This is a genomic window from Streptomyces deccanensis (genome assembly GCF_022385335.1).
Classification (GTDB): Bacteria; Actinomycetota; Actinomycetes; order Streptomycetales; family Streptomycetaceae; genus Streptomyces; species Streptomyces deccanensis.
This window is the reverse complement of the sequence record NZ_CP092431.1, coordinates 1,832,428-1,849,922: the sequence shown is the minus strand read 5'-3', so window position 1 is coordinate 1,849,922 and position 17,495 is coordinate 1,832,428. Positions and strand designations below refer to the sequence as shown.

At 71.3% G+C, this 17,495-nt stretch carries 16 protein-coding genes; 10 read left to right on the top strand and 6 right to left on the bottom strand.

What is annotated here, in order from left to right; translation table 11 throughout:
- Positions 1-209: 209 nt before the first annotated feature.
- On the top strand, positions 210-1,679 hold the full coding sequence (locus tag L3078_RS08235; protein WP_239752385.1) for a hemolysin family protein: 1,470 nt from the start codon (positions 210-212) through the stop codon (positions 1,677-1,679).
- Positions 1,676-2,764 (top strand): hemolysin family protein, encoded by a 1,089-nt coding sequence (locus L3078_RS08230; RefSeq protein ID WP_239752384.1) that lies wholly within the window; start codon positions 1,676-1,678, stop codon positions 2,762-2,764. The genes L3078_RS08235 and L3078_RS08230 overlap by 4 nt, the downstream gene beginning before the upstream one ends.
- Before the next feature lie 149 nt (positions 2,765-2,913).
- On the opposite strand, the gene L3078_RS08225 is transcribed toward L3078_RS08230, so the two are convergent.
- Positions 2,914-4,791, bottom strand: a complete 1,878-nt coding sequence (locus L3078_RS08225; protein WP_239752383.1) for an AAA family ATPase — start codon at positions 4,789-4,791, stop codon at positions 2,914-2,916.
- Positions 4,792-5,224: 433 nt separating this feature from the next.
- Positions 5,225-5,878: a uridine kinase family protein gene (locus tag L3078_RS08220; RefSeq protein ID WP_239752382.1), complete on the bottom strand. Its 654-nt coding sequence runs from the start codon at positions 5,876-5,878 to the stop codon at positions 5,225-5,227.
- A gap of 172 nt (positions 5,879-6,050) precedes the next feature.
- Between L3078_RS08220 and L3078_RS08215 the strand changes: the two genes are divergently transcribed.
- The 3 genes from L3078_RS08215 (at position 6,051) to L3078_RS08205 (ending at position 8,494) form a co-directional block, all read left to right on the top strand.
- On the top strand, positions 6,051-7,433 hold the full coding sequence (locus L3078_RS08215) for a peptidase C39 family protein (RefSeq protein ID WP_239752381.1): 1,383 nt from the start codon (positions 6,051-6,053) through the stop codon (positions 7,431-7,433).
- Positions 7,434-7,584: 151 nt separating this feature from the next.
- On the top strand, positions 7,585-7,731 hold the full coding sequence (locus L3078_RS08210; RefSeq protein WP_107073705.1) for an SCO1431 family membrane protein: 147 nt from the start codon (positions 7,585-7,587) through the stop codon (positions 7,729-7,731).
- Between the two features lie 103 nt (positions 7,732-7,834).
- Positions 7,835-8,494: a TetR/AcrR family transcriptional regulator gene (locus tag L3078_RS08205; RefSeq protein ID WP_239752380.1), complete on the top strand. Its 660-nt coding sequence runs from the start codon at positions 7,835-7,837 to the stop codon at positions 8,492-8,494.
- A 78-nt stretch (positions 8,495-8,572) separates the two neighbouring features.
- Here the strand turns inward: L3078_RS08205 and L3078_RS08200 are convergent, their stop codons facing one another.
- Positions 8,573-9,820 carry a glycoside hydrolase family 18 protein gene (locus tag L3078_RS08200; RefSeq protein ID WP_239752379.1) on the bottom strand — a complete coding sequence of 416 codons (1,248 nt, stop codon included), beginning with the start codon at positions 9,818-9,820 and terminating at the stop codon, positions 8,573-8,575.
- A 357-nt stretch (positions 9,821-10,177) separates the two neighbouring features.
- Between L3078_RS08200 and L3078_RS08195 the strand changes: the two genes are divergently transcribed.
- Positions 10,178-11,356 (top strand): acyl-CoA dehydrogenase family protein, encoded by a 1,179-nt coding sequence (locus tag L3078_RS08195; protein WP_239760246.1) that lies wholly within the window; start codon positions 10,178-10,180, stop codon positions 11,354-11,356.
- Here L3078_RS08195 and L3078_RS08190 read toward each other — a convergent pair.
- Positions 11,319-11,618 carry a hypothetical protein gene (locus L3078_RS08190; protein WP_239752378.1) on the bottom strand — a complete coding sequence of 100 codons (300 nt, stop codon included), beginning with the start codon at positions 11,616-11,618 and terminating at the stop codon, positions 11,319-11,321. The genes L3078_RS08195 and L3078_RS08190 overlap by 38 nt on opposite strands.
- Positions 11,619-11,751: 133 nt before the next feature.
- Positions 11,752-12,210 (bottom strand): hypothetical protein, encoded by a 459-nt coding sequence (locus tag L3078_RS08185; protein ID WP_239752377.1) that lies wholly within the window; start codon positions 12,208-12,210, stop codon positions 11,752-11,754.
- Between the two features lie 268 nt (positions 12,211-12,478).
- On the opposite strand from L3078_RS08185, the gene L3078_RS08180 reads away from it, so the two are divergent.
- The 4 genes from L3078_RS08180 (at position 12,479) to fxsA (ending at position 16,707) form a co-directional block, all read left to right on the top strand.
- Entirely contained in the window at positions 12,479-12,919 is a 441-nt protein-coding gene (locus L3078_RS08180) for an Lrp/AsnC family transcriptional regulator (RefSeq protein WP_033532524.1), read from the top strand.
- Positions 12,920-13,073: 154 nt separating this feature from the next.
- Positions 13,074-14,678 (top strand): amidohydrolase, encoded by a 1,605-nt coding sequence (locus L3078_RS08175; protein ID WP_239752376.1) that lies wholly within the window; start codon positions 13,074-13,076, stop codon positions 14,676-14,678.
- A 537-nt stretch (positions 14,679-15,215) separates the two neighbouring features.
- Positions 15,216-16,070: a polyprenol monophosphomannose synthase gene (locus L3078_RS08170; RefSeq protein ID WP_239752375.1), complete on the top strand. Its 855-nt coding sequence runs from the start codon at positions 15,216-15,218 to the stop codon at positions 16,068-16,070.
- Between the two features lie 46 nt (positions 16,071-16,116).
- Complete coding sequence (fxsA, locus tag L3078_RS08165; RefSeq protein ID WP_239752374.1) at positions 16,117-16,707, top strand: FxsA family membrane protein; 591 nt, start codon at positions 16,117-16,119, stop codon at positions 16,705-16,707.
- Between the two features lie 282 nt (positions 16,708-16,989).
- On the opposite strand, the gene L3078_RS08160 is transcribed toward fxsA, so the two are convergent.
- A complete protein-coding gene (locus tag L3078_RS08160; protein ID WP_003977404.1) occupies positions 16,990-17,364 on the bottom strand; it encodes an RNA polymerase-binding protein RbpA in 375 nt (124 codons plus the stop codon).
- Positions 17,365-17,495: the final 131 nt, after the last annotated feature.

Sequence of the window (17,495 nt, the reverse complement as noted above, 5' to 3'; positions counted from 1 at the left end):
CAGGGCCGACTCGTGGCCGTCGCCCCTGCCGCACCGGCCCCTGTCTTGATTAATCTGTTGGCGGAGGCGTTTTCGTCGCGCCTCCGCCTCTGTCGTTCCACCCCGGAAGGCAGGGGCTCCCTGCTATTCGAGGAGTGACTCCCTCCAGCGATGGACGGATCGTCCTGTAGTACCTGCGCCGCCCCCTCCCGAGATACCGAGGCGGCGGCATGACCATCCCCCTGCTGCTCCTCGGAGCCGCGTTCCTGCTGATCCTCGCCAACGGCTTCTTCGTGGCCGCCGAGTTCGGCCTCGTCACGGTCGAACGACCGGAGGCCGAGAAGGCCGCCGCCGAGGGCGACCGCCGGGCCCACAAGGTGGTGGACGCGCTCAAGGAGCTGTCGTTCCAGCTCTCCGGCACCCAGCTCGGCATCACCATCACCTCGCTCGTCGTCGGCATGCTCGCCGAACCGGCGCTCGCGGAGATACTCCACGGCCCCTTCACCGCCATCGGCATACCCGAAGGCGCCGTGTCCGGTGTGTCCGTGGTCGTCGGCATGCTGCTGGCCTCCGCCGTGCAGATGGTGATCGGCGAACTGGTCCCCAAGAACTGGGCGGTGTCGAAGCCCATGCAGGTCGCCCGCTTCGTCGCGGGCCCCCAGCACGTCTTCTCCCGCCTCTTCCGCCCGGTCATTGCCGCCCTCAACGCGGTCGCCAACCGCCTGGTCCGCGCCTTCGGCGTCGAGCCCACCGACGAGCTGGCCTCCGCCCGCACCCCGGGCGAACTGGTCTCCCTCGCCCGGCACTCGGCCCAGGCCGGCGCCCTGGAACAGGACACGGCCGACCTGTTCGTCCGCACGCTGTCCCTGGGCGACCTGACCGCCGAGAACGTGATGACACCGCGCGTCAAGGTCAGCGCCCTGCAGTCCTCGGCCACCGCCGAGGACGTGGTCAACCTGACCCGCGCCACCGGCCTCTCCCGCTTCCCCGTCTACCGGGAGCGGATCGACGAGATCGTCGGCATGGCCCACCTCAAGGACGCCCTCGCGATCCCGGCCCACGACCGACTGCACACCCCGGTCGGCCGGATCGCCAAGACCCCGCTCCTCGTCCCCGAGTCGCTGCCCGTGCAGCCGCTGCTGGCCCGGCTGCGCAGCGAGCAGCCCATCGCCGTCGTCGTCGACGAGTACGGCGGTACGGCCGGGGTGGTGACCCTGGAGGACATCGTCGAGGAACTGGTCGGCGAGGTGCGCGACGAGCACGACGGGCACGAGCGGCCCGAACTCGCCGCCGCCCCGCCCGAGGACGGCCACCTCGCCTGGGACGCCGACGGCAGCTGCCGGGTCGATGTGCTCCAGCGCATCGGCCTGGACGTCCCGGAGGGCCCCTACGAGACGGTCGCCGGCCTCGTCGCCGACCTGCTCGGCCGCATCCCGGCCCCCGGCGACCGCGCCGAGCTGCCCGGCTGGCGGCTGTCGGTGCGCCAGGTCGGCCACTACCGCGCGGAGCGCGTACGCCTGATCCGCACGACTCCCACCAAGGAGACCGCCCCTGACGCGGGCACCGTCTCCGCCAGGGAGACCGTCCGCGTCAGGGAGACCGTGGCCGTCAGGGAGACCGTCCTCACCACGGAGGGGACCCGCGCCACGGGCCCCACCCCCGGCACGAACCCCGCCTCGGCCGTGGAGGCAACCCGATGAGCATGCTCCAACTCCTGTTCGCCCTGCTCCTCGTGCTCGCCAACGGCTTCTTCGTCGGCGCCGAGTTCGCCCTGGTCTCCGTCCGCCGCAGCCAGATCGAACCACTGGGGACCACCCGGGCCCGCCAGGTCCTCTACGGCCTGGAGAACCTGCCCCAGATGATGGCGGCGGCCCAGTTCGGCATCACCGTCTGCTCACTGACGCTGGGCGCGGTCGCCGAGCCGACCGTGGCCAAGCTGCTGGAGCCGGTCTTCGAGGCCGTCCACCTGCCGCACGGCATGATCCACCCCCTCGGCTACGTCATCGCGCTGGCCGTGGTCGTCTTCCTCCACCTCGTCATCGGAGAGATGCTGCCGAAGAACCTGGCGATGGCGGCGCCGGAAAAGACGGCGCTGTGGCTGAGCCCGGCGCTGGTGGCCTTCGCGCGCCTGTGCAAGCCGGTCACGATCGGTCTCGGTGCCTGCGCCCGCGTGGTCCTGCGGCTCTTCCACGTCGAGCCGAAGGACGAGGTCGAGGCCGTCTTCACCAGCGTCCAGCTGGGCCGACTGGTCGAGGACTCCGGTCAGGCCGGGCTGCTCGACCCCGAGGAGCAGGAGCGCCTGGAGGACGCGCTGGAGCTGGGCTCCCGCCCGGTGACGGACGTCCTGCTCAAGCGCGACACCCTGGTGACGGTGGGCCCTTCGGTGACCCCCGCGCAGGTGGTGGCGCTGACGGCCCGTACGGGTTACTCCCGCTTCCCGGTGGTCGCGGAGAACGGCGCGTTCATGGGCCGCTACCTCCACGTCAAGGACGTCCTCGACCTGGAGGACTCCGAGCGCGCCGTCCCCCAGCAGATCTGGCGCCCCATGACCACCCTCCGCGCGGAGCTGCCGCTGGACGACGCGCTGACGGTGATGCGGCGGGCCGCCACGCACCTGGCCCAGGTCGCGGACGCCTCCGGCAAGGTGCTGGGTCTCGCGGCCCTGGAGGACGTCCTGGAACTCCTGGTCGGCGAGGTCCGCGACCCGGCCCACCGTGATCTCCAGCCGGTCCGCGTGACGGAACCAAGGGGCAGCGAATCCCCGAAGGAGGCCCTCGCAGGCTGATTCAGCTCTCCGCGCCCCTGATGAAATGGCCGCAGGCCTATCAGGGGCGCGGGGAACTGCGCGAGAAGCCCCACCGGACGGACGTATGGGGGTCGAAGGGGCGCAGCCCCTGGGACGGGACGGGTAGGGGCGGCGGGGGCGAGAAAACCTCACATGGCCGATGGTTCCCCGGGCCCCCGCCCCGACAGAACCTCCCCGTACGCCTGCATCAGGTCCGGCAGACGCAACGTCGACAGATCGTCCCGCGTGGGAATCGACGGATACCCCGACAACCGCAGATCCCGATACGCGCAACTCTTCTCGTACAACGTCCGCAAGAACCGCCCGTTCCCGAGCTCGTCGATCCACCCCTGCTCCACGACATGCCCGGAGATCGACCGCAACTCGTCGAGCGCCTCCTCGTCCCACACGTCCCCGTTGTCCGCCGCGAGCACCTCCCCGATGGAGGTCAGCTCCAACGGCCGGTAGGACGGGAAGTCGACACGCGTCGTGAACCGGGACGACAGCCCGGGATTCGCCGCCAGCAGCCGGTCCATCCCCTCCGGGTACCCGGCAAGGATCACGACCAGATGATCCCGGTTGTCCTCGGCCCGCTTCAGCAGCACCTGAAGCGCCTCGTCCCCGTACGCGTCCCCCTTCCCGTACCCGGAGTTGGACAGGGAGTACGCCTCGTCCACGAACAGCACCCCGCCGATCGCCGAGTCGATCAGCTCGTTCGCCTTCACGGCGGTCTGCCCGAGGTACTCGCCCACGAGATCCGCCCGCTGTGCCTCGACGAGGTGATCACCGCCCAGCAGCCCGAGCGCGTAGAAGACCCGGCCCAGTATTCGGGCCACGGTCGTCTTCCCGGTCCCCGACGGCCCGGAGAAGACGAAGTGCCGCTTGGGCGGCTGCACCGGCAAACCCTGCCCCGCCCGCAACCGCGCCATGTTCAGCTGCGCGGACAACGCCTTGACCTGCCGTTTCACCGGCTCCAGCCCGACCATCCGCTCCAGCTCCGCGAGCGCCTCCTCCAGCAGCTCGGGATCCGTCGGCCCGGCCGGCAGGGACAGCGGCTCCACCGGCACCACGGCGGACTTCTCCCGTACGAAGGTGTCGCCCGCCTCGGGCGGAAGCCCGCCCGACGGCGGCGGTCCGGGATCCGACACCTTCAGATCCCGGCCCTCGGCGTCGAAGAACGGCTCCAGGCCGTCCCCGTCGAGCACGTCCTGCCCGATCCCGGCGAGCGCGATCGCGGCGAAGTCGCTCGCGTCGTCGTCGTACCCGTCCCCCTCGGCGATCGCGGCCAGCCGCGCGGAGGTGTCCATGAAGGCGGGGTCGACCCGGTGCACCGCCCGGTACAGCGGCAGCGCGGCCGCGCTGCGCCCCGTGCCCTCGTGGGCGCGGGCCAGCCAGTACCGCAGCTCCTTGCGCTGCGGCTGCTCGCTGCGGCAGCGCATCAGCGCGGCGGAGAGCAGCGGCTCGGCCTGCCCGTACGTCTCCAGCCGGACCCGGGCCATCCCGCCGAACAGGCCGGCCTCGATCCCGAGCAGTGGATCGTCGAGCAGTGGATCGGTGTGCCGGACCAGCTGTTCCCAGTCCTTGACCAGGTAGGCGCGGCAGGCGTGCAGGAACCGCACCTGGTGGTCCGCGTCGACCGGCGGCAGCCCCGCGAGCGCCCGGTCCAGCTCGGGCACATGGCGCCCGTCCAGCCAGTGCGAGGCGTGCGCGAGGAGCAGATCACGCGGGCTCTCCAGCACCGGCTGCACCCACCAGCCCAGCCAGTACCAGGAGTTGAGCGTGCGACGGTGCCGGGAGCGCTGCTCCCCGAAACGCTCGCGGTGCCGGAACATCCTCAGCAGCGCGGTCGTCGTGTCCACCCGCAGCGCGTGCAGCCCGAGCCAGCCGTCGGCCATCCCCGGGTCCATCCGCACCGCGGCGCGGAACTCCTCCTCCGCCTGCGGATAGGCGCCCATCGTGTAGGCGTCCACGCCTCGCAGCCAGGCGAGGTCGGCCGGGGCCTCGGGGCCCCGCGAGCCGAAGTCCATCCCGTCCCCCACAAACCGTGCCCCCGCTGGAAACCGAACGGGCCGGTGCCCGTCGGCAGCCTTCGTCGAACCGCTGTGCCGCGGACGGGAGTTGCGCCGGTGCGTTGCCGCTGCCGTCCGAAGGTCGCACCTTGGGCATCGTACCTGCGGGTCCCTCGCCCTTCGAAGGGTGCCGCAGCCCTCGTCCTACGAGGTGGGAGCAGAGGGGGCGCGTTGCGGACGGTGACCGAGGGTGAAGGAACGGTGTGCCGGGAGTTCCCGAAAGCCGCGAAAAGGCAGAACGAAGCCCCCGATCACGGGGGAACAACCGGGGGCTTCGCGTATGGGGGCGGTATCGAATGACCGCACATTGAGAACGTAAGTCCTGTACGGCCCCTCGGTCAAGCCGAGTTGGAGCACTCGGAGAACTTCTCGGACGGCCGTCTTCACAAGTTCAGCACATTGCGGACGGCTCGTCACCCTGAGTGAGGCGAGGTGCCGATCCGGGAGTCGTCGCAGGTCTCGTGAGCACCTCGTACCCCCTGTTTCCCGGCCGAATCAGCTGATCGGCGAACGGCCGAGAAGGATCCCCGGCGAAATGCCGGCGTTCCGCCCGGACCCATCCGGCCCAGAACTCGCCCTGCTCCGCCCCGTCCCGTGCGCGCCCCCGCGCCCAGGCCGTCTCTTCCGCCACTTCCATCCACACCAGCCACGCCAGATGCGGCCGCAGCGCACGCCGGCCCGCGCCCACCCCCTCGACGACGACCACGGGCGCGCTCGGCAGCACGCGCGCCGGGCCGAAGCGGCGCTCACGCCAGTCGTACGGGGCATAGCGCGCGCTCCGCCCGTGGCGCAGCGGCTCGATCACCTGGTCCAGCAGGCGATCCGTCCACGCGAACAGTTCCTCGTGCGTGGCGATGTCGTCGAGGTGGAGGACCGGGGCACCGCCGAGCGCGTCGGCCAGCCGCCCGGCGAAGGTGCTCTTCCCGGACCCGGCGTGCCCGTCGACCCCCACCAGCCGGACCGGCCCGCAGGACGGCGGCAGCCGTCGCAGCCGGGCGGCGAGGGCGTCGACGGCGGGGTCCGCGGGGGAGGGGGAGGCATGCATACGTGGATTGAACACCGTGCCCGGCGCCTCGGGGTACGCCACCGGTGTCGACCAATATTGGCGGGCGTGGCGCGGCGCGCGGTGCTGGCAGAAGTCGTTCCCCGGCGTCCATAGTGGGCGAACAGCCGTGCGTCTGAACCGTTCCTTCCGGACCACTGGGGGTCACCCACAGATGACGAGCCTCTCCGAGCCGTCCCGCAGGACCGTCCTGACCGCAGCCGTCGCCACCGCCGCCGCGGCGGCCGGAGGAGCGACGAGTCAGGCGGTCGCAGACACCACGAGCGGTCGGGGCGAAGCCCTCGTCCGCCCCGCGCGAGCACCGGAACGCTTCACCGACTACCGCGCCTGGACCGCGTACGCCGACTGGTGCTCGGGCAGCGCCCGGGGCACCCTGGCGAAGGCGGGGACGCGGCCGGGGCTGGTGATCGACACGCCGCTCGGGACCACCGACTACACCGACCCGCACACCGGACGCACGGCCGCCTGGGAGTACGCGACCTGGACCTCCCCGGTGCACCGGCTCACGGTGCCCGCCACCGAGGCCATCGCGTCCTGGAACGCGCACACCCCCGACGGCACCTGGATCGGGATCGACCTCCAGGGCACGTACTCGGACGGCACCGACACGCCCTGGTACGTGCTCGGCCGGTGGGCGGCCGGGGACCGGGACATCAGACGGACCTCCGTCGACGGCCAGAAGGACGGCAGGAGCAGCGTCTGGACGGACACCTTCGCGATCGACGACCCGGCGACCGGCCTGCGTCTGGCCTCGTACCGGCTGCGCCTGACCCTGTACCGCACGCCCGGCACCCGGCTCACCCCCACGGTCTGGCGGCTCGGCGCGATGGGCTCCGACGTCCCCGACCGCTTCACCGTCCCCGCCACGACGCCCGCGGTCGTCCGGGAGCTGGACGTCCCGCGCTACTCGCAGGAGACGCACAAGGGCCAGTACCCCGAGTACGACAACGGGGGCGAGGCCTGGTGCAGCCCCACCTCCTCGCAGATGGTCATAGAGTTCTGGGGCCGGAAGCCCAGCGCCGCCGACCTGGCCTGGGTCGACCCGGCGTTCGCGGACCCGCAGGTGTGCCACGCGGCGCGATTCACCTTCGACTACCAGTACGAGGGCTGCGGCAACTGGCCCTTCAACGCCGCGTACGCCGCCACCTACAAGGACCTCCAGGGTGTGGTGACCCGGCTGGGCTCGCTCACCGAGCTGGAGACGCTGATCGCGGCGGGCATCCCGGCGATCACCTCTCAGTCGTTCCTGGCGGAGGAGCTGACGGGCGCGGGCTACGGCACCGCCGGGCACCTGATGACGGTGATCGGCTTCACCGCCGACGGCGACGTCATCGCCAACGACCCGAACTCGCCCACCAACGAGGCCGTGCGCCGGGTCTACCGGCGGCGCGAGTGGGAGAATATCTGGCTGCGCACCAAGCGGTACAACGCCTCCGGCAAGGTCGTCTCCGGCACCGGCGGCGTCTGCTACCTGTACTTCCCGGCGCGCCCCACCGCCCGCCAGCGTGCGGCGCTCTCGGCGGTGGGCATCCGCTGACACGGCATGCCCTGTGCGGCGCGGCTCCCGGACGACGGGGGGCCGCGCCGACGTGTGACCAAGGTCTCGGCCGCGAACCGCCCATGCGGTAGCAAGGTGGACACTGCGGTGGGGGGAGCCCACCGCACACCGATCACACCAGCGAGCTGCCATGACCGCGACCTCCGCCACCGCCACCCGCGTCCGGACCCGCACGGGCGGGCCCGAGGACGACGGCCCGAAGATCGTCGAGCACGTGATGGGCTGGACCCTGGTCGTGGTCGTCGCGATGCTGGTGGCCCAGCTGGGTCTGCTGTGACCTGATCCGCCGGTCGATTCTGTCGATCAGAGTCGAACAAGCTGGTGGTGAGGGTCTGCCATACTGCGGTTGTCCCGCTGGCAGTTGGAGACCAGGACCGAAATTGAATAGCAGTCAACAGCGTGGAGTCGAACCGCCGCGGGCCCGTGGCACCGACCGTTCGCTGGCGCGCCGCGCCGAACTCATCTCCATCGGGCGCAAGTTGTTCGCCGACACCTCGTACGACACGTTGTCCATGGACGACATCGCGCGACAGGCGCACGTGGCCAAGGGACTGATCTACTACTACTTCAAGTCCAAGCGCGGCTACTACCTCGCGATCGTCGAGGACTCGGTGGCCGACCTGATCACCTTCGCGGCGAGCGGGCTCCAACTGCCGCCCGTGGAACGGGTCCACCGGACCATAGACTGCTATCTGCGGTACGCGGAGGACAACCAGGCCGCCTACCGCACGATCGTCAGTGGCGGCGTCGGCTTCGACGCCCAGGTGCACGCCATCCGGGACGGCGTCCGCGAGGCGATCGTCGCCACCATCGCCGAGGGCGCGTACGGCAGGACCGACATCGAACCGGTGGCCCGCATGGGCCTGTTCGGCTGGGTGTGCGCGGTCGAGGGCGCCACCCTCGACTGGATCGCCCGCCCGGAGCTGCCCCGCGACACCATGCGCGATCTGCTCGTCAAGATGCTGGGCGGTTCGCTGCGCGCCATCGAGGAACTCGCCCCGGCCCATCTCGCGCCGGAGCCGGCCCGCCGGGACGTCTGAGCCCGCGCAGCCGCGTGGAACGCACTCGGGGTGGGGGTCCGCCGACCGACCCCCACCCCGAGTCCCCCGTCGCGACGGTTACTTGATCGCCTTGATCAGCTCACCGTCGGCGGTGTCGCCGCTCAGCTCCCAGAAGAAGGTGCCGCCGAGACCCTGTGCGTTCTTGTACGCCATCTTCCCCTTGATGGTCCGCGGGGTGTCGTAACTCCACCAGTCGTCCCCGCACTTGGCGTACGCGGTGCCGCCGACGATGCCGTTGGCCGGGCACTTCTCCTTGAGCACCTTGTAGTCCTCGTAGCCCGCCTCGTACGTGCCGGCCGCCGGGCCGGTCGCCGTACCGCCGGGCGCCGACTGCGTGACACCGGTCCAGCCGCGGCCGTAGAAGCCGATGCCGAGCAGCAGCTTGGAGGACGGGATGCCGAGGCTCTTCAGCTTGTGGATGGTGGCGGCCGTGTTGAAGTGCGGGTCGGCGACGCCCGGGTACGGGTACAGCGGCGAGTGCGGGGCGGTGGTCGCGTCCCACGAGCCGAAGTAGTCGTACGTCATCGGGTTGTACCAGTCGACGTACTTGGCAGCGCCCGCGTAGTCCGCCGCGTCGATCTTGCCACCGGGCTTGGCGTCGGCCGTGATCGCCGCGGTGACGAGTTCCTTCTTGCCGAATCGTTTGCGCAGCGCGGCCATCAGGTCCTCGAAGGCCTCGCTGCCGCTGGTGTCGCAGGTGAGGCCGCAGGCGTTCGGGTACTCCCAGTCGATGTCGATCCCGTCGAAGACGTCCTTCCACTTGGAGTTCTCGACGAGGTCGTAGCAGGAGTTCGCGAAGGCCTCCGGGTCCTTGGCCGCCTCGCCGAAGCCGCCGGACCAGGTCCAGCCGCCGAACGACCAGACGATCTTCAGCTTCGGGTGCAGCTTCTTCAGCTTGAGCAGCTGGTTGAAGTTGCCGCTCAGCGGCTGGTCCGCGGTGTCCGCGACGCCGTCCACGGACTCCTCGGCGGTGAACGGCTTGTCGGTGTCGGCCCAGGCGTCACCGAGGGCGCACTTGCCGTCGACGACGTTCCCGAAGGCGTAGTTGATGTGCGTGAGCTTCTTCGCCGAGCCGGACGTCTCGATGTTCTTGACGTAGTACTTGCGGCCGTAGATGCCCCAGTCGATGAAGTAGCCGACGACCTTGGACGGGGCCGCGCCGGGGGTGCGGTGCTGGGAGCCGGGCTGCGCGGAGGTGGCGGTCGCGGTGCCCGCTCCGGCGAGGAGCCCGGCGCCGAGGGCGGCGCAACACGTGGCGGCGACAAGCGTCCTGACGGGGACGCGGGGGCTGTGCGGTCTGAGCATCGTGACTCCGGGGGAGGGGAGCGAGACGGGGAGGGGTGCTGCCTGGACCTGCGGTGCCGAGGGGCGTGAACGCGGTGTCGCGTTGTTGGGGGAGAACGTAGAGGACTAGACCACTGGGGTCAATGGTTCGGACCAATTCGGGCCCGGCGCGGCGGACCGTCGAATGTGTCCTAATGAACGGTCGTTAACTGGTGACTCGCTGCTCCGGATCGGGCATACTCCAAGCGCCACCGCCGCTGATCAGCGGCTTCCGTGATCCGGAGGAGGACCATCGGCCGTGGCACGTGAGACCCGGCGGCACCACCTCATCCCCGGTGCGTGTCCGCCGCAGTGCCCGACAGGGAGGAGAGCGTCGCCATGCCCGACCGCGCCGCGCAGCCGGTGGACCGTCAATTGCCCACGGAAGAGGCCCGGGATCTGATCTCGCTCGTCCGTGAGATCGCGCAGCGGGAGATCGCCCCGCACGCGGCCGAGGAGGAGGACGCCGGCCGCTTCCCCCGCGAACTCTTCGGCCTGCTCTCCGAGTCGGGACTGCTCGGCCTGCCGTACGACGCGGAACACGGCGGCGGCGACCAGCCGTACGAGGTCTACCTGCAGGCCCTGGAAGAGCTGGCCATGGCCCGGCTCACCGTCGGCCTCGGGGTCAGCGTCCACACCCTCGCCTGCCATGCCCTCGCCAACTACGGCACCAAGGAGCAGCAGGTCGAGCATCTGCCGGCGATGCTCGGCGGCCGTCTACTCGGCGCCTACTGCCTCTCCGAGCCCTCCTCCGGATCGGACGCCGCGTCCCTGCGGACCAAGGCCGTGCGGGACGGCGGCGACTGGGTGATCAGCGGCACCAAGGCCTGGATCACCCACGGCGGCCTCGCGGACTTCTACACGGTGATGGCCCGCACGGGCGGCGAGGGCTCCGGCTCCCGGGGCATCACGGCCTTCCTGGTGCCGGGCGACGTCGAGGGGCTGAGCGCCGCGGCGCCCGAGAAGAAGATGGGCATGAAGGGCTCACCCACCGCGCAGCTCCACTTCGACGGGGTGCGTGTCGCCGACAGCCGGCGGATCGGCGAGGAGGGCCAGGGCTTCGCGATCGCCCTGTCCGCGCTCGACTCCGGGCGGCTCGGCATCGCGGCCTGCGCGATCGGCGTGGCCCAGGCGGCCCTGGACGAAGCGGTCGCCTACGCCACCGGGCGGCAGCAGTTCGGACGGCCGATCTCCGACTTCCAGGGGCTGCGCTTCATGCTCGCCGACATGGCGACCCAGGTGGAGGCGGGCCGCGCGCTCTACCTCTCCGCCGCACGGCTGCGCGACGCGGGCAGGCCGTTCTCCAAGCAGGCGGCCATGGCGAAGCTGCTGTGCACCGACGCCGCGATGAAGGTCACCACGGACGCCGTCCAGATCCTCGGCGGGTACGGCTACACGGCGGACTTCCCCGCCGAGCGGTACATGCGCGAGGCCAAGGTGCTCCAGATCGTCGAGGGCACCAATCAGATCCAGCGGATGGTCATCGCCCGTCACCTCGCGGGGCCCGAGTCACGCTGAACGAGCCACGGAAGAAGTCGGGCGCCGCGAAGGGGTCCGAGGGGGTGCCGAACTGGTCGAGGCCGCGCGGCGGCGTCACCAGTCGCACCCACTCCGGATCGTGACGCCCCGGCAGGGTGCGGCCCCGGTCGGCCCACGTACGCATCAGCGCCCGGTAGATGGGCGGGTCCTGCTGCTGGGCCGACCCTTGCGGAAGCGATTCTGCCGAAGCCGGCACGAAGATGTGACGCCGACTCCCGGTCACCGAAAAAGTTGGGGTCATACCGGGCAAACGCGCACGAGGGCGAGCCGGTCACCGTTCCCGGGAATCGTGTCTGAGTTCGCGCCGGAACCGAACGGGGCAGGACGTGCCTGCCCGCCGGGCGCGGAGAGGGTGCGCCGAAGCGGCCCCGGAATCAGGCGGCCTGGCGCTGATCGGCCTGGCGCTGCTCGGGCTGCTGACGCCGCATCACCGGCACGCGCATCGGGCGCGAGCCCGGGCCGCCGACGTGCGAGAAGGGCTGGGTCCGCCAGTCGAGTCCCTGAGGGAGCGTCAGCAGCAGCGCGGTCTCCTGCTCCTGCGGCTCCACGGACTCGTCGGCCGAGCGGGCCTCGCTCGCCGAACGGCCGGTGCCGGCGCAGACCGTGAGCCCGAAGGGATTCCACGGCGACACGACGCGCGCGTGCTCGGGCAGGCTGTCCTCGTCGGACAGCAACGCGATGGGCTGAGCGCAGTCCGGGCAGATCACCCGGAACATCTCGAAGGTGTCGTACGCGTCGAACTCGTCGTCCGGTTCGACGCCCTCCGGCTCGGGCTCGACGACTGCCTGAAGCCGCTTGGGCGCGGTACGACCAGGGCGCTTAAGACTCTGCATGGGATTCTCCCCCTCGAACTGGGCCGTGAAGGCGCTGCGGCCTCGACCACAGCAAGCACTTCCCGTCCCGTCTCGGCGGTAATCACGAGATCATCACGAAGCCTGTTCGGGTGCTGTGGTCTTCGTCACATGCCGCTCGCGGTTGCCCCGCATGGTCCGGCTGTCACCCGTATGGCTCACAGGTGGCTCTCAGGCACATCACGAACCGGGCATGACCTGCGCCGCTCAGGTATCGGAGGAGATCAACCGCCCTGTAGGTTCTTGCGCCATGGAGGAGCTGGACCGACAGATCGTGCAGCTGCTCGTCGCGGACGGGCGGATGAGCTACACCGACCTGGGCAAGGCCACGGGCCTGTCCACGTCGGCGGTGCATCAGCGTGTGCGCCGACTCGAGCAGCGTGGCGTCATCCGGGGCTATGCCGCGGTCGTCGACCCGGAGGCCGTCGGGCTGCCGATGACCGCGTTCATCTCGGTCAAACCGTTCGACCCCAGCGCCCCCGACGACATCGCCGAACGCCTCGCGGGCGTCCCGGAGATCGAGGCCTGCCACAGCGTCGCCGGCGACGAGAACTACATCCTCAAGGTCCGTGTGGCGACCCCGCACGAACTGGAGGAACTCCTGGCGCGGCTACGGTCCCTGGCCGGTGTCTCGACCCGGACGACGGTCGTCCTCTCCACGCCGTACGAGGCGAGGCCCCCGCGGATCTGAGCCGCACGGTACGGGCGGCGGAAGGCCGTCGGCTGTTCACCACTGTGCGCAATCGTTCCGCAGGGCGGAACGGGTGGGCACAGCCGACAGCGCCGGATGCTCGGAACCGCGGCCCACGTGCGTCGCGGCACCCCGCACGCGCGAGACTGTCCCCATGAGTGATCGCACCGCCCCGTCGGACACCGTGCTGCTCCGCGGTGGAGAAGTCCACAGCCCCGCCGACCCGTTCGCCACCGCGATGGTCGTGGAGCACGGCCAGATCGCCTGGGTCGGCTCCGAGGGCGCCGCCGACGCCTTCGCGGCCGGCGTCGACGAGGTGGTCGACCTCGAAGGCGCCCTGGTCACCCCGGCCTTCACCGACGCCCATGTGCACACCACCGCCACCGGCCTCGCGCTCACCGGCCTCGACCTCTCCGCCGCCCCCTCCCTGGAGGCCGCGCTCGTTCTCGTACGGGAATTCGCAGCCGCCCGCCCCTCCGACCGCGTCCTCCTCGGCCACGGCTGGGACGCCGCCCGCTGGCCCGGGGGCCGCCCCCCGACCCGCGCCGAACTCGACGAGGCCACCGGCGGGCGCCCGCTCTACCTGAGCCGGATCGACGTCCACTCGGCGGTCGTCACCACCGCCCTGCTGGACCTGGTCCCGGGCGCCGGCGCCTTCGAGGACGGCCCCCTCACCCGCGACGCCCACCACGCCGTACGCGCCACCGCCCTCGGCGCCATCACCCCCGCCCAGCGCACCGAGGCGCAGCGCGCCGCGCTCGCCCACGCCGCCTCGCTCGGCATCGGCTCGGTCCATGAGTGCGCGGGCCCCGAGATCTCCTCCGAGGACGACTTCACGGGGCTGCTGCGGCTCTCCGCCGAGGAGCCCGGCCCGCGCGTGGTCGGCTACTGGGCGGAGCGCGACGTGGAGAAGGCGCGCGCCCTCGGCGCGGTCGGCGCCGCCGGTGACCTCTTCGTGGACGGCGCCCTCGGCTCGCACACGGCGTGCCTGCACGAGCCGTACGCCGACGCCGCCCACACCGGCACGGCCTACCTGGACGCCGACGCCGTGGCCGCCCATGTGGTCGCCTGCACCGAGGCGGGCCTCCAGGCGGGCTTCCACGCCATCGGGGACGCGGCGGTGGCCTCGGTCGTCGACGGTGTGCGGGCCGCGGCCGAGAAGATCGGTCTGCCCCGGGTGCGGGCGGCCCGGCATCGTGTCGAGCATGCCGAGATGCTCACTCCCGACACCGTCGCCGCCTTCGCCGAACTCGGCCTCACCGCCTCCGTCCAGCCCGCGTTCGACGCGCTGTGGGGCGGGGAGGAGGGCATGTACGCCCAGCGGCTGGGCGCCGACCGCGCCCGCACCCTGAACCCGTTCGCGGCCCTGCTGCGCGCCGGCGTGCCCCTGGCGTTCGGCTCCGACAGCCCGGTCACGGCCCTCGACCCCTGGGGCACCGTCCGCGCGGCAACCTTCCACCGCACGCCGGAGCACCGGATCTCCGTGCGCGCCGCGTTCACGGCGCACACGCGGGGCGGCTGGCGGGCGATCGGACGGGACGACGCGGGCGTTCTCGTGCCGGGAGCGCCCGCCGACTACGCGGTGTGGCGCACCGGCGAACTCGTCGTCCAGGCCCCCGACGACCGCGTCGCCCGCTGGTCCACCGACCCCCGTTCCGGCACCCCCGGACTGCCCGACCTGAGCCCCGGCTCCGACCTGCCCGTCTGTCTGCGGACCGTGGTGGCGGGGCGCACGGTTTTCGTACGGCCGGGCGAGTGATCTCCCGGGACGACGCGGAGCCGATCATGGCCCGCCGGCGCGCCGCGCGACCTGCGGATCCTCCCCGCCGACCAGGCATTTGAGGGAATCGTCGCAGGTCAAACGGCGGTTGACAGTTGGCGGCGGGGGGCGGGTAGGTTCTGCCGGGTCCACCACCGGACGTCCGACCGGGGAACTTCCGCGCGGTCGTCGAAGCGCCGCTGGGTCAGGGGGCGGTGTGCCGCACCGGCGCACCACCACTGGGAGCCAGGCCCAGGGTTCGCGCTCCGGCGAGGGAACGTTCCGGCCCGGTCGGGTAGGTGTGACCCGGGTGGGGCCCGGACGCTCAGTAGACAACGGCTTTCGGTCGACCCGCAGCCAGCGGGCCCCAGGTCGGCCCGAAGGGCGCCGGGCCCCCATCCGCAGCGCGCGGTACCCACCCCCTGTCTGTCGCGTTGTCCGTTGAATCGACACCCCTCTGGACACCGGCCGACACTCCAGCGCAGGCCGTGGCCACTATGGTGGTCCTCTGCGTACGGAGGACTTGAAGGGGCAGCAGTGAACGACGGCGACGGGACCCTCGCGGCTCAAGGCCAGGAGAGGCGGTTCGGCCCGCTCGGCACGGCCTTGGTGATCATCCCGACCTACAACGAGGCGGAGAACATCAAGGCGATCGTGGGCCGGGTGCGCAAGGCCGTTCCCGACGCACACGTGCTGGTGGCCGACGACAACAGCCCCGACGGCACCGGCAAGCTCGCCGACGAACTGGCCGTCGAGGACGACCACGTCCAGGTGTTGCACCGCAAGGGCAAGGAAGGGCTCGGCGCGGCCTACCTCGCGGGCTTCCACTGGGGGATGGAGAACGGCTACGGCGTCCTCATCGAGATGGACGCCGACGGCTCGCACCAGCCCGAGGAACTGCCCCGCCTGCTCACCGCGCTCAAGGGCGCCGACCTCGTCCTCGGCTCCCGCTGGGTGCCGGGCGGGCGCGTGGTGAACTGGCCCAAGTCCCGCGAGTTCATCTCCCGCGGCGGCAGCCTCTACTCCCGCGTGCTGCTCGACGTCCCCGTGCGTGACGTCACCGGCGGCTACCGGGCGTTCCGCCGCGAGACCCTCGAAGGGCTCGGCCTCGACGAGGTCGCCTCCCAGGGGTACTGCTTCCAGGTCGACCTCGCCCGCCGCGCGATCAAGGCGGGCTACCACGTCGTCGAGGTGCCCATCACGTTCGTCGAGCGCGAGCTGGGTGACTCCAAGATGAGCCGCGACATCCTCGTCGAGGCGCTGTGGCGGGTCACGGCGTGGGGCGTGGGGGAGCGGGTCGGCAAGGTGCTGGGGCGGGACGACAGGCTGGGACGGGACGTCAGGGCGCCGGAACGGGACGACAAGCCGGAACGGGACGACAAGAAGGCCTGATCATCCCCTTATCCCGTGCTGAGCCCGGTCCAGGCACACTGGGAGCATGACGACTGGCGTTCCGTCCTCGACCCAACCCGCCCGGCCCCGGCGTTCCCGGCTGCGCACATTGCTGCCGCTGGGCGTCGCCGCGTGGCTGGTGCTGGAGATCTGGCTGCTCACGGTGGTCGCGGGCGCGGCCGGCGGATTCACGGTCTTCCTGCTGCTCGTCGCCGGGTTCATCGGTGGTTCCGCTGTGGTCAAGCGGGCCGGGCGGCGGGCGTTCCGGGCGTTGTCCGAGACGCTGCAACAGCAGCAGGGCGGGGCGGCCGGGGCCGAACCGGGTTCCGGTTCCGGGTCTGGTTCGGGGAAGAGCGAGGGCAACGGCTTCCTGATGCTGGGGGGTCTGTTGTTGATGCTGCCGGGGCTGGTCTCGGACGTGGTGGGGCTGGTGCTGCTGGTTCCGCCGGTGCAGCGGGCGTTGGGGCGGTACACGGAGCGGACCTTCGAGCGGAAGATTCGTGAGGCGGGGGCGGGGAGTTTCGGGGACGCGTTTCAGCAGGCGCGTATTCATCGGCCCGACGGGAAGGTCGTGCCGGGTGAGGTGATCCGGGACGACGCGCCGCCGGCTGGGCCGTATCCGCCGCTCAGCAACTGAGGGGTTTCTCGCCCCCGCCGCCCCTGCCCGTCCCTCCCCCACTCTCGGCTTCGCTCGAGCGGGAGGTGCCCCCACCAAGGGGCTGCGCCCCTTCGACCCCCAGGCGTCCGTCCGGTGGGGGCTGGTCGCGCAGTTCCCCGCGCCCCTCAAAAAGCAGGGGCTGCGCCCCGTGCTTTTTGCCCGCACCCGACCACGCATGACAAAGACCGCGGGCGCCGTACATGTTCGTACGGCGCCCGCGGTCTTTGGTTGCGCTGTGTGTCCGCCCGACCCCCGGAGGGGCTACGCGGACTTGCGGCTGTCTCGCGGATGTACCGCGATGTTCATCGCGCCGGAGCGGAGGACCGCAAGGCGCTCTTCGAGGACCTCTTCGAGTTCCTCACGGGTGCGCCGCTCCATCAGCATGTCCCAATGTGTACGCGCGGGCTTGGCCTTCTTTTCCTCAGGGCCGTCGCCGTCCACGAGGAGTGCTTGGGCCCCGCAGACCTTGCACTCCCACTCCGGCGGAATCTCCGCCTCGACCGAGAAGGGCATCTCGAAGCGGTGCCCCTTCTCGCATGCGTACTCCACGGCCTGGCGCGGAGCCAAGTCGATGCCGCGGTCCGTCTCGTAGCTGGTCACCACGAGGCGCGTGCCGCGAAGAGCTCGCTCACTCATGAATCGTGCCTCCCGGGCTTGTCGCCCACAGGACAGGTGTCGCTGTCGTCGTCATCCGGTCAACGTCCGGTCGGCGGTAAAGATTCCCGTTCCGTGTCCCGTTCCGGGTCATGCGTCGCCGTCGTAGCCGC